Below are 12232 nucleotides of genomic sequence, written 5' to 3' on the forward strand. Positions count from 1 at the left end.
CATGCCATGCGATTCGGCGATATTCTGCGACTTTGCCGCCAGAACCTCTGGCGGCGCAAATCCCGTACCATCCTGACCGTGCTCGGCGTCATCGTGGGCTGCAGCTCCATCGTGCTGATGATTTCCCTCGGTCAAGGCATCAACGAACAGAACGAAAAAACGATTCAATCCATGGGCGACCTGTCCATCGTGACCGTCTACACCTCCGGCAGCGGCATGGTGAACACCGGTTCCGGCACGGAGAGCGTCAAACTTGACGACAAGGCCGTGGAATCCTTCCGCACGCTCAGCAACGTCTCTGGCGTGACCCCAATGATGAATTTCCCATACAATGTGACGCTCAAGGCCGGTCCGGGCGGGCGCTACATCGCCGATTACGTGCAGGTCATGGGCATCGACATGACTCAGTTCGATCAGATGGGCTACAAGGTCGTCGAGGGTACGCAGCCAACCAAAACCGGACAGGCCATGGCCGGCGAGTGGCTCGCCTACGACTTCATGGATACGCTGCACGGCGGCGACATGCGCTACGCCAACCGCGGCGACGGCGGTTACTCATGCACGTACAATGCCGCCACCGGGCAGTGCGAGGAGCCTGAAGATCAGGATCCGTTCTTCGACCCGATGAACACCCAGATCACTCTGGTCACCGGCACCGACTATCAGGGCGATTCGTACACAATGCAGATGTACGGCAGTAAGGGAGGAGGCTCAGGCTCCGCCACGCAATCGGAAACCATCAACGAGACCCTGTCCATCTCAGGACTCACCAAAGCCGATCAGAGCAAGGGATACGCCACTTCCAGCGGTCTGGTCATGGATTTGAAGGATCTCAAGGCACTGATCGCGAAAGTGGATCCCTCTGCCGCCAAGAAAACCACCACATATGATCAGGTGTTCGTCAAAGCATCCGACCTGTCATCCGTACCGGAAGTGGAGTCGCAGCTCAAAGCGATGGGATACGAGACCTCTTCCTATGAGGACATGCGTAAGAGCATGGAGGAACAGTCACGTTCGATTCAGCTTATTCTGGGCGGCATCGGCGCAGTATCGCTGCTGGTGGCCGCCATCGGCATCGCCAACACCATGGTGATGTCCGTAACCGAACGCACACGCGAAATCGGCATCATGAAAGCGCTGGGATGTTACGTGCGAGATATTCGCGTGATGTTTTTGACTGAGGCCGGTGCGATCGGCTTCCTTGGCGGCGTCATCGGCTGCATACTCAGCGGACTGATATCGTTGGGCATCAATCTGGTGGGCATGACATTGTTCGCGTCAATGTACGGGGTCAGTACACGCGACGCCGATTCATTGTCGTTTGGGCAACGGGTCTGGCAGATGCTGGTCGGCGGAGAGGATGTCACGCGTTTCTCGGTGATTCCGTGGTGGCTGTTCCTGTTCGCCATTCTCTTCTCCACCTTGATCGGTCTGCTCTTCGGCTTCGGACCGGCCAACAAAGCCGTGAAGATACCGGCGCTGGACGCCATTAAAAACAACGAATAGCGGACGGCGACAAGACAATCCGCACACCGCCCCTATCGTTGCGAGCAAATCCGCGTGTCTGCTCGCAACGATACCATCGCAATCATGGGGACAAGAACAGATGCAGCGTATCGCACCGTAGACGGACAGGACGGGCATGCCACCGGTTCGCCCCACATCTCTGATGTCTCTGGCGACACAGCCACCGCTGATCGTCATACAGTCACCGATAACGCCGATTATGGCACCGATCATGATGCCGAACCCAATGCAACTGTGCTGACATTCCAATACGCACAGCAGAGTTTTGCCAGTGCAGGCCTGACTTGGACTGCCGATCGACTCAAAACTTCTTTCCCGTCCACCGCCGGCTCCGGCAACGATTCCGCTCCCCTCGACTTGCTGCTTGCCGATCAATGCCCGTTCACGGTGAAGGCCGTGGTGTTCGATGGAGATGACAAAAACATCATTCGCGAACGTCATACGTTCACCGGATCGGTACTTCGTCAACTCAACGAGGCCAGTATCCTGTTGGCCAAACTCAACGATGGCCGATACCCGGCCACTGCGCTGCGCGAATCGCTGGTCAACGCGCTGGAGCATCGGGATTACACCTATTCCGGTCCGACACTGATCAACATATTTGATTCACGACTGGAAATCGTCTCTCTGGGTGGACTGGCCGACGGCATGGCCGTCAACGACCTGCTCAACGGCGTATGCCTGCCACGCAATCCCCGGCTAGCCGCCGCATTCGCCGATCTGAGCCTTGCCGAGAATTGCGGCACCGGCATGCAAAGGATCATGGATTCCTACGCCGGCAATGACATCAGTCCGCAATTGCGCGTCGGACCGACTTCCGTGGCTATCGTGCTGCCATCCGTGATTCATGCGGAAACGTCAGACGAAAACGGCACCGGCTCCTCTGACGCGCCTTCCAAGACGACCTCCAAGCAGACTGGCGAGCAAAGAACACATGCCAAGCTCTATTCGTTCCCGGCCATTCAACGCATGACCGACTACATCCCGGATGCGTTGGCCGGTGCCCGTATCTGCGGCTGTGCCCCACTGCAGATGGTGACGTTAGGCAGTTACGGATTCGAGCTGCCCGCACCAATCGATACCGCGTCGGGCGAGGAGTCACGGGAGAACGCCATCGACACCGCGCTGATCAACCATGCCAATGAGACATTGGAACAGATCACACTGAATCTGCTGGCTTCTAGTGGCGTGAGTCTCAGTCGGAAAACCATCGAGCAGCAACTGGGGCTCAGCCGTGATCAGGCCGCACATCTGTTGCGACAGTTGGAATTGGACGGCAAAATCGAACGACACGGCCGCTCCCGCGCCACCACATATTCATTGGCCTCACAGGCCTGAGCGCTCTAATCGCTCGCATGTGCGCAATTCCATTTGCGTTTCGTAGATAGGCCTCACGACACTTGCACTAGCCTTCGAACACTCGGTCGCGAATCATACGGCCCGACTCGTCCAGCGCGGTGGAGAACCGTCCGTAGTCGGACAGAATCACGCCCATATACAGCATGTCCACCAACGCGATATCCGGAATACGCGAAAAAATGGCGTTTCCGTAAATCGTATGCGAGTCTCGGCCGGTCAGCAGCGTCACATCGGCCCACCCGGCGAGCGGCGTATTGGCGGTATTGGTGATGGCCACGGTATGCACGCCCCGGGATTTCGCCAAGCGCAACGCCTTCACGGTGTCTGCCGAACTGCCGGAATGGGAAAAGGCAACGGCCACATCATTCGTCTGCAAATGCCCGGCTCCAATCTGCTGAAGGTAGGCATCCGTATTGAGTCGGCAAGACAGCCCCAAATAGCTGAGCTTGGTGAACAAGTCCATCGCCGGAACCATCGAATTCTCCACACCGAGAATATCGACGAGATTCGCCTGGGCAATCAACGACACCGCCTTGCGATAGGCCTTGTCATCCACCGTGCGCCGCAGCTCGTCGATCAGGGCTTTGGCACCGTCCGCCGCCTTGTCGGCAATGGCATCAAGCGTATCCCACGGATTGAGATCGAATCCGACCAACGGGTCGAACGTCACCTGATGCTCGGCCAACGGATGACGCAGCACATAACGCAACTCACGATAGCCGCCGAATCCCAACTTGCGGGAGAATCGAATCACCGTAGGCTGGCTGACGTGCGCAGCGTCCGCCAGTTGCCCTACCGTCAGTTCAGCGGCTTCATCGAGATGGTCGCGAATATACTGTGCCACCGCACGCTCCGCCGGGCGCAACGTCGGATAGACATGGTCAATCCGTTCACGTATACCCACTGAGGATTGCACGGCTCACTCCTGACTTTGGCCTTGAAGTATGGTGTGTTTCCGTTATCCGAGCGTACCGGGTCGAACGTCACGGCATCGCACCGTGGATTACCTCCACGTGAACGATGGTTGAATTCTGCATCCCAAGAACCGAGCCGCACCAGGAAGGCACACAACACAACGGGATCGGTCTTGCGCGGATTATTCGATCACCCAGCTCAAACCCACCAGCGCCACCAGGAACAATACGTTGACAGCGGAGTAGACAGCCAGATAGCGGCCCTTGCGATCCGGATATTGGCGTACCACGTTTTTGTACGAGATCAGCGAAGCCATCGAGGCGATCAGCGTGCCCATACCGCCCAGATTGGTGCCGATGATCAGTTCACGCCACTGATCGCAGAAGCCGGACAGCAGAATCGTGGTGGGCACGTTGCTGATCATCTGGCTGGAGACCACCGCCACCTCCAGCGGATGACCACCGACCAGCGAGCGCGCCAACTCGTAGAATTCCGGAACACGCTTCATATTGCCGATGAAGATGAAGAACATGCAGAAGGTGAGCGGCAAACCCCAATCGACATAACGGAATACACGGCGATCGGTGAACAGGAAGGTGGCGATCACGATCACGCACATCGCCCACAGCGGAATGATGTCGGAAACGGCCAGAAGGCATACGGCGAACAGCAGTGTGTAGACGACGGTGCGCCAACCGCCATAACCGGCACCGTAACCGGTGATGCGAATCTCATCCGGCTGATGTTTGCTGCGTTCGGGGGCCAGTACGCCGGTTTCGAGATTGCCGAGATTACCGACCTCCTGCCGGCCGAACACCACGGAGATCACGATGACCAGCAGCACGGCCGCCGTACATGAGTATGGGGCCATGATGCCGATCATCTCCATCGCCGGCATGCCGGTCAACGCTTTGAGATACAGGTTATGCGCGTTGCCGATCGGAGTGAGCATGCTGCCCACGTTCGCGCCGATAGTCATCAACGTGACCACCAGAATCGTCTTCTCACCTTGCCCGGCCATGATGAGCACGGCCACGGCGAACGGCACGAAGGTGACAAGCGCCACGTCATTGGTGATCAGCATCGCAGAGAAGAACGTCAGCGCCACCAGAGTGATCACGAGCCCGCGCATGGTGCTGGTCTTCTCCAGCAGGCGCGAGCCGATGATGCGAAACACACCGATGCGCTGGAAGCCGCACACCACGATCATCAGACAGATGAGCTGGCTGATGGTGCTGGCATGGATGTAGTCCTTGTAATCAGCGTCCGGGGGAACGATGAAGCAGGAGATCAGCGCAAGCGCTGCGGCGACTATGAGAATCGTTTCACTTTTGGCCAGATTGATGAGCCAACGCCGCATCGATTCCTCCGTTTTTCAGCCGTTTACCGGTGTCCATAGTATCGGAACACGCCTCCTAGTACGTAGTATCGGCGTGCTGTTTTCCGACGGCTTCCAAGCGAATCAGCCGCTGATACCTACTGCTTTCTGGGCTTCGCTTCCGACTTTTTGACCGATACCAGAGTTACACCATCATGAACTGACGGTTAATTTCACATATGCAGAGGCTCTGACCGCCGTCTGTCTCACCGAGTTCCGAGCGCAATGCCGTCACTGTCCTCCCCAGCGCCGCCGGCATCAATCTGTTCTTAATCTCGATCACAAATCTCAATCACACACGGCTCAGAGCAGGGCAAAACTACGCCGACTACATGCCGAATCTGTAGTTTTACTCGCTGTTCACTATCGCTTCGTTCAACTTTCTCTCACGTAAGATTCCCGTCGCCTGTCTTTGCCCGACTATGGAAGTACGGCGTGAGGTTCAGCCGTGATAACCGAAAAACGATAACTCAATCCATTACGACCGAACATCAATCCCGATGCCGACAATTCACGCGGCACCAATCAAGCGGACCGCCCACGCGGACATTCATGAACGTTCACGGCAGCCCGACCAGAAGGCAAGTTGACGAAATATGCTCGAACTGAAAAACATCACCAAATCGTTCGGTGACACCCATGTGCTGAACGGTATCTCGCTCACGCTCGCAGATGGCCAGATCATGTCCATTCTCGGCCCTTCCGGCGGCGGCAAGACCACGCTGCTCAACATCATTCTGGGCATCACGGACGCCACCAGCGGCCAGATCCTGTACAACGGCGAGGACCTGACCCAAGTGCCCATGGAGAAACGCGGCTTCAACATCGTATTCCAGGATTACGCCCTGTTCCCGAATCTCACGGCCTACGAGAACATCACCTACGGCCTGAGGAACAACCCCGGCATCTCCTCCGAAGCGGAGATCAAGGAACTGATCAGCTTGCTGGGACTTGAAGAACATCTGAGCAAGCGCATCGACGAACTGTCCGGCGGCCAGAAACAGCGTGTGGCACTGGCCCGCACGCTGGTGATGAAGCCGAAGCTGCTGCTGCTCGACGAGCCGTTGTCCGCATTGGATGGCGTGATCAAGGAATCCATCAAGGCAAAGATCAAGCAGATCGTGGACCAGTACAAGCTCACCACCATCATGGTCACCCACGACCCGGAGGAAGCCTGCACGATGAGCGACCGGGTGCTCATCATCAATCACGGCAAAATCGCCCAGTACGATACGCCGGAGAACATCATCGAACACCCGGCATCCGACTTCGTCAGGAAGTTCATCCTGCACCAGCTGGAAGTCAAGCGCAACAACATCTACTCACTGTTCAGCGAGGCCGAAGCCGATAGCCGAGCGGCCGCCGCGAACGGCGTCCCGGCTCATGCCCTTGCCGGGCAGGAGGCCTGAGTCATGTCCGTCGAATCCATCCAAGCGGGCAAGCAGCTGCCCAACATCCGTCCGGAGATCGTCAATTACGAACGTCGCCCCTCCAAGCCGAAGCAGACCGAATTATGGACGCTGCTGACCATAGTGGCCTTCTGCTTCGCCGTGTTCCTCGTGGTGCCGATGGTGCTGGTCATCGTCCGCTCGTTCACCACCGCTTCCGGTTCGGCCACGCTGTCCAACTACGCGGTCGTGCTTTCCCAGCCTGAATTCGTACGCTCGATCACCAACTCTCTGGCCGTTTCGGCCACGTCCGCACTGGTGGCGGTATTGCTCGCGTTCCTGTTGGCGTACACCATCAACTGCACCAACGTACCAGCCGGATTCAAGAAAACCGTGGGACTGCTCGCCCAATTGCCGATGCTGCTGCCGACCATCACGTACGGCTTCGCCATCATCTACTCGTTCGGCAAGCAGGGCCTGATCACCCGATTGCTCGGCGGCCACCAGCTGTTCGACATCTACGGGTTCAACGGCCTCCTGATGGGTTATGTGATCTACACGCTGCCCACTTGCTTCCTACTGATCAACAACAGCTTCCAGTTCGTGGACAAGAAGTTCATCATCGTCTCGCACATCATGGGAGACAAGCCGCTGACCACGTTCCTCAACACCGTGCTGCGCCCGTTGATCGGTACACTTGCCGTGGCGTTCATTCAGTCGTTCTTCCTCGCATTCACCGACTACGGCATCCCGACCTCGGTCGGTGGCGAATACGACGTGCTGGCCATGACCCTGTTCAACCAGATGCTCGGCTCCATACCGAACTTCAACCGTGGCGCAGTGATCGCCGTGTTCATGCTCATTCCCTCGATCATCTCCATCATTCTGATGACCGTGCTGGAGCGTTTCGCCATCCGTTACAAGCAGATCAGCCAGGTCGAGCTGCCGAAAGGCCCGAGGCGTGACTGGGCATGCGGCATCGCCTCCGTGGTGGTGCTGGTATGCACGCTTTCGGTGTTTGCGGTGATCCTGTTGATCCCGTTCGTCACCGAATGGCCGTTCAACGTGGCGCCCACCCTCTCGCACATCACCAACATGTTCACCGATTCCGAACTCACGCAGGTGTTCACCAACTCGCTGTATGTGGCCGTGATGACCGCCATCGTGGGATGCCTGTTCGCCTACGCTGCGGGCCTGGTGACCTCCCGCTCCAAGCTGCCGAACTGGGCGAAGCGTTCGGTGGACGCGATCTCCGCGATCATCAACACCGTGCCTGGCATGGTGCTCGGCATCGCCTTCCTGTTCGCATTCTCCGGTTCCTCGCTGCAGAACACGTTCTGGATTCTGATCATCGCGAACATCATCCACTACTTCGCCACCCCATACCAGATGATCAAGGATTCGCTGTCCAAGATGAACGCCGGGTGGGAGACCACGGCCAAGCTCATGGGAGACAACTGGATCAAGACGATCGTGCGCGTGGTGACGCCGAACGCGTGGCCGACGATTCTGCAGGTCTTCGGATACTACTTCGTCAACGCGATGGTGACGATTTCCGCGGTGGTCTTCCTGACCGGTGCCCGCACGCAGGTCATCACCACCAAGATCTCCGCGCTACAGCACATCGCCAAGTTCGATGACGTGTTCGTGCTCTCGCTGCTGATTCTGGTGACGAATCTGGTGGTCAAGGGCGTGATTGCCTTCGTCACGCGCGATCGCGCCGCCGAGCGTGCTCGTGCGGCTGCGCGCGCAGCCGTGAAGACCCCGCAGCTCGCCGCCGTCCGCTCCACGGTGGCAGCCGATACCAAACTGACCGCTGCCGCCCAAACTGCGCATAACGGCACGCCGGACTTCCCGCTGCCGACTTCCGGTAATCGCAAGGCGCGTAATATCCTCACCGCTGGATTGTCCGCCGTACTCGCTGTGCTGCTGGTCGGTTTCGGATTCGGTTCCACCGCCACCGCCAGCACGAACGGTCAGGTGGTGATCTATACGAACGCCGACGATGAGGCCGTAGTGGCCTTCCAGCACGCGCTGGATAACAACGGGTTCAAGGACCAGTACATCATCCAGAGCTTCGGCACCTCCGAGCTCGGCGGCAAGATGCTGGCCGAAGGCAAGGCGTTGGAAGCGGACATGCTGACGATGAGCTCCTACTACATTGATTCCGCCCAAGAGCGCAACCACATGTTCGCCGATCTGACCGATGTGCGTTCCAAGTTGCTCGGCACCTCCGAAAACTCCAAGGCTCCCGCTTGGCGCTCCCCCACCACCGCTCAGGAAGGCGCGATTATCGTAAACACCACCGTGCTGAAGGAGGCCGGCGTGCCTGAGCCGAAGAGCTTCAAGGATCTGGCCGATCCGCAGTACAAGGGTCTGATTTCCGTGCCGGACATGGAGGGCTCCTCCACCGGTTGGCTGATGATTCAGGCCATCGCCGACGCCTATGGCACCGGTGATGAAGGCCGAGCGATTCTTACGGCGATCTATCGCAACGCAGGACCGCATCTCGAACAGTCCGGCTCCGGACCTTTGAAGGCCGTACGTTCCGGCGAGGTGGCGATCGGTTTCGGCTTGCGTCATCAGGCCGTAGCCGACAAGAAGAAGGGTCTGCCGATCGATTATGTGGATCCGGAGGAAGGCAACTACTCGCTGACCGAATCGGTGGCCGTGCTGGACAAGGGCGCTGCTACCAACCCGAAAGCGCAGAAGATGGCCGGCGTGATCATCGACAAGGGCCGCGAAGAGCTGCTGAAGACCTATCCGACGCCGCTCTATCAGGGAGAGCAGGCACCAGCCAACGCCTCCAAGCGTTCCAAGACCTTCCCGAAGCCCCTGACCGTGGACCTGCTGCAAGAGCATCAGGACTTCTCGTCCGAATGCAAGCGCATAGCGCAGGGCGAGTAATCACAGGTCCGGTTCTACAAATCATGCATTGCGCAGCGTTTGGTTGGGATGTGTGATGCCCGACCGTAAGCAGCGAAGGTGTGTGCTACGCTCCGCGAGCACACACCGGAGCGAGGCCGAGCGGCCTTGAGCGTGTCGGGCATCATACACGCCAACCAAACGTGTCAACACTCATCACATACAGAACTACATACGACACTCCGATTGTGCCTTACAAACTACGTAGAAGATTACAGCAACTACGCAGTTGATTAGACTCGGCCGCAGAACATCCAAGAAAGGAAATCCACCAATGGCAAACGAATACAAGCTGCTGACCCCCGGTCCGCTGACCACCACCCGCACGGTCAAGGAAGAGATGCTCTTCGACCACTGCACCTGGGACGAGGACTACCAGCAGATCACCCAGAAGATTCGTCGCCAGCTGCTTGAACTCGCCCACGTGAACGCCGACGACTACACCGCCGTGCTCATGCAGGGCTCCGGCACCTTCGGCGTGGAAAGCGTGCTGACCTCCGTGATCGGCAAGGACGAGAAGGTGCTGCTGTGCACCAACGGCGCATATGGCGACCGCCAGGCCAAGATCTGCGATCACGCCGGCATCGCCTACACCCAGTACGCCGAGCCTTACGACCGTATCCCGGATGCCGCCAAGGTTGAGGAATACCTTGCCGCCGATCCGACCATCACCCATGTTTCGATGATCCACTCCGAAACCACCTCCGGTCTGCTGAACGACATTCAGGCCGTAGCCGCCGTTGCCAAGAAGCATGGCTGCACCTTCATGGTGGACGCCATGAGCTCCTTCGGCGGCGTGGACATCCCGGTGGCCGACTGGGGTATAGACTTCCTCGTCTCCTCCGCCAACAAGTGCATTCAGGGCGTGCCGGGCTTCAGCTTCATCATCTGCAACAAGGCCAAGTTGGAAGCCTCCAAGGGCAAGGCCCGCTCCCTCTCCCTCGACCTGTGGGATCAGTGGAACACTCTTGAAAAGGCCAACGGCAAGTGGCGCTACACCTCCCCCACCCATGTGGTGCTCGCCTTCTCCAAGGCCCTCGACGAGATGTTCGCCGAAGGCGGCATCCCGGCCCGTTCCGCCCGCTACGCGCTGAACAACCATCTGCTTATCGCCCGTATGAAGGCGCTCGGCTTCCGCGTGTTCCTCAAGGACCATCAGGGACCGATCATCACCACCTTCCTCTACCCGGAAGGCACCCAGTTCGACTTCCATGACATGTACGAGTTCATCAAGGAACGCGGCTACGCCATCTACCCGGGCAAGCTCACCAACGAAGACACCTTCCGCTTGGGCAACATCGGTGAGATCTACACCGACGACATCGAAAAGGTGACCGAGCTGCTGGCCCTCTACATGGGCGAGCGCGGACTGCTCGCCGCGGCAACCGGTTCCGACTCCGTGCCGGAAGCCATCGCCGCCATGGATGCCGCGGGCGCTCCGATCAAGGCCGCCGCCCCCGCCGGAGTCAAGCTCGTCGCCTGATTCTCAATAAGCCAGTCCTTAACTATTTGACAATACGGATGGCGGGAAGTCTGGCATGTGTTGAGAGGCTATAAGCAGCGAAGGCGCGTGCTAAGCTCTGCGAGCACGCGCCGGAGCGAGGCCAAACGGCCTTGAGTGTGCCGAACAACATATGCCAGACTTTCCGCCAATCGCACGCAATGAAAGTACATATACAATGACCAACCGTTTTGAAGCTGTTATTTTTGATTGGGCCGGCACCACTGTGGATTATGGTTGCTTCGCCCCGGTCCGCGCCTTCCAGGAGGCGTTCAAGGAGTTCGGCATCGAACCTACGATGGCTGAGACCCGCAAGCCGATGGGCATGCTGAAGCATGACCACATCAATACGATGCTGCACATGAACCGCATCGCCCGCGCTTGGGAGGATGAGCATGGCGCCGCCCCCACCGATGCTGACGTGGACGCCGTTTACAGTCACTTCGAGCCGAAGCTGCTCTCCATCCTCGACGGTTTCGCCGACCCGAAACCGGGCGTGGTGGACGCTGTCGCCGCATTGCGCGCAGCCGGCATCAAGATCGGTTCCACCACCGGATACACGGACAAGATGATGGAGATCGTAGTACCGAAGGCTGCCGAAAACGGCTACGCCCCGGACTGCTGGATCAGCCCGGACGGCACCAACGGTTTCGGACGCCCCTACCCGTACATGGTGTTCAAGAACCTCGAAAAGCTTGGCGTCACCGACGTCCGACGCGCAGCTAAGGTAGGCGATACCCTTTCCGATATCCGAGAAGGCAAGAACGCCGGTGTCTTCACGATTGGCGTCACCGAAGGCAGCTCCCAGATGGCGCTGTCCGAGGATGAGTTCAATGCGTTGTCCGATGCCGATAAGGCTGCCGCTCGCGCCGCTGCACGTGAAGCGTTCGTCAACGCCGGCGCCGACGCCGTCATCGACACAATGGCCGAATTGCCTACGCTGCTGTCCCAGATCGCCTGAGGTTGACCTTATCTGCGTTACAAGGGGCTGATTCGGGTTACCGAGAACATCTATCTGCATTACAAGGGGTTTTCCCGAGCAGCAATCCCGGGTATGAACGTTGCAATCGCACTGTTCATACCCGGGGTTTCCCGTTTTCGGGACCCCTTGTAACACAGATGGATGTTTCCGAAAGCGGAAATCAACCCCTTGTAAGCGAGATATCCGCGTTCAAGACTTGACGCATTCCCGGGACATCGGGACCGCCCTTCCAAAAAGCCTGTATGGGGCACAATGTG

Annotated in this window: 8 protein-coding genes; 6 read left to right on the forward strand and 2 right to left on the reverse strand. The window is 58.3% G+C overall.

What is annotated here, in order from left to right; translation table 11 throughout:
• Positions 1 to 6: 6 nt before the first annotated feature.
• The gene (locus tag G1C97_RS08590) at positions 7 to 1506 is read left to right on the forward strand and encodes an ABC transporter permease (RefSeq protein WP_169241409.1); all 1500 of its coding nucleotides are present in this window, start codon (positions 7 to 9) and stop codon (positions 1504 to 1506) included.
• Between the two features lie 84 nt (positions 1507 to 1590).
• Positions 1591 to 2865 (forward strand): ATP-binding protein, encoded by a 1275-nt coding sequence (locus tag G1C97_RS08595; protein WP_169241410.1) that lies wholly within the window; start codon positions 1591 to 1593, stop codon positions 2863 to 2865.
• A 67-nt stretch (positions 2866 to 2932) separates the two neighbouring features.
• Here G1C97_RS08595 and G1C97_RS08600 read toward each other — a convergent pair whose 3' ends face one another.
• Positions 2933 to 3802 (reverse strand): MurR/RpiR family transcriptional regulator, encoded by an 870-nt coding sequence (locus tag G1C97_RS08600; protein WP_169241411.1) that lies wholly within the window; start codon positions 3800 to 3802, stop codon positions 2933 to 2935.
• Positions 3803 to 3982: 180 nt separating this feature from the next.
• Positions 3983 to 5161 (reverse strand): anion transporter, encoded by a 1179-nt coding sequence (locus G1C97_RS08605; protein WP_169241412.1) that lies wholly within the window; start codon positions 5159 to 5161, stop codon positions 3983 to 3985.
• Positions 5162 to 5775: 614 nt separating this feature from the next.
• Here G1C97_RS08605 and G1C97_RS08610 point away from each other — a divergent pair.
• The 4 genes from G1C97_RS08610 to phnX all read left to right on the forward strand — a co-directional run bounded on the left by G1C97_RS08610 (position 5776) and on the right by phnX (position 11954).
• The gene (locus G1C97_RS08610) at positions 5776 to 6588 is read left to right on the forward strand and encodes an ABC transporter ATP-binding protein (protein ID WP_169241413.1); all 813 of its coding nucleotides are present in this window, start codon (positions 5776 to 5778) and stop codon (positions 6586 to 6588) included.
• A 3-nt stretch (positions 6589 to 6591) separates the two neighbouring features.
• Positions 6592 to 9474, forward strand: coding sequence for an extracellular solute-binding protein (locus tag G1C97_RS12110; RefSeq protein WP_205832580.1), 2883 nt, complete (start codon positions 6592 to 6594; stop codon positions 9472 to 9474).
• A gap of 292 nt (positions 9475 to 9766) precedes the next feature.
• Entirely contained in the window at positions 9767 to 10975 is a 1209-nt protein-coding gene (phnW, locus tag G1C97_RS08620) for a 2-aminoethylphosphonate--pyruvate transaminase (RefSeq protein WP_169241414.1), read from the forward strand.
• 196 nt (positions 10976 to 11171) lie between these two features.
• A complete protein-coding gene (gene phnX / locus G1C97_RS08625; protein ID WP_169241415.1) occupies positions 11172 to 11954 on the forward strand; it encodes a phosphonoacetaldehyde hydrolase in 783 nt (260 codons plus the stop codon).
• Positions 11955 to 12232 lie beyond the last annotated feature (278 nt).

It is taken from the genome of Bifidobacterium olomucense, assembly GCF_012932375.1.
In the GTDB taxonomy this organism is placed as follows: domain Bacteria; phylum Actinomycetota; class Actinomycetes; order Actinomycetales; family Bifidobacteriaceae; genus Bifidobacterium; species Bifidobacterium olomucense.

What these genes read in the sequence shown, in the direction of transcription:
- G1C97_RS08590 (WP_169241409.1), top strand. Translation starts at nt 7, where the DNA reads ATGCGATTCGGCGATATTCTGCGACTTTGCCGCCAGAACCTCTGGCGG.
- G1C97_RS08595 (WP_169241410.1), top strand. Translation starts at nt 1,591, where the DNA reads ATGGGGACAAGAACAGATGCAGCGTATCGCACCGTAGACGGACAGGAC.
- G1C97_RS08605 (WP_169241412.1), bottom strand. Translation starts at nt 5,161, where the DNA reads ATGCGGCGTTGGCTCATCAATCTGGCCAAAAGTGAAACGATTCTCATA.
- G1C97_RS08610 (WP_169241413.1), top strand. Translation starts at nt 5,776, where the DNA reads ATGCTCGAACTGAAAAACATCACCAAATCGTTCGGTGACACCCATGTG.
- G1C97_RS12110 (WP_205832580.1), top strand. Translation starts at nt 6,592, where the DNA reads ATGTCCGTCGAATCCATCCAAGCGGGCAAGCAGCTGCCCAACATCCGT.
- phnW (WP_169241414.1), top strand. Translation starts at nt 9,767, where the DNA reads ATGGCAAACGAATACAAGCTGCTGACCCCCGGTCCGCTGACCACCACC.
- phnX (WP_169241415.1), top strand. Translation starts at nt 11,172, where the DNA reads ATGACCAACCGTTTTGAAGCTGTTATTTTTGATTGGGCCGGCACCACT.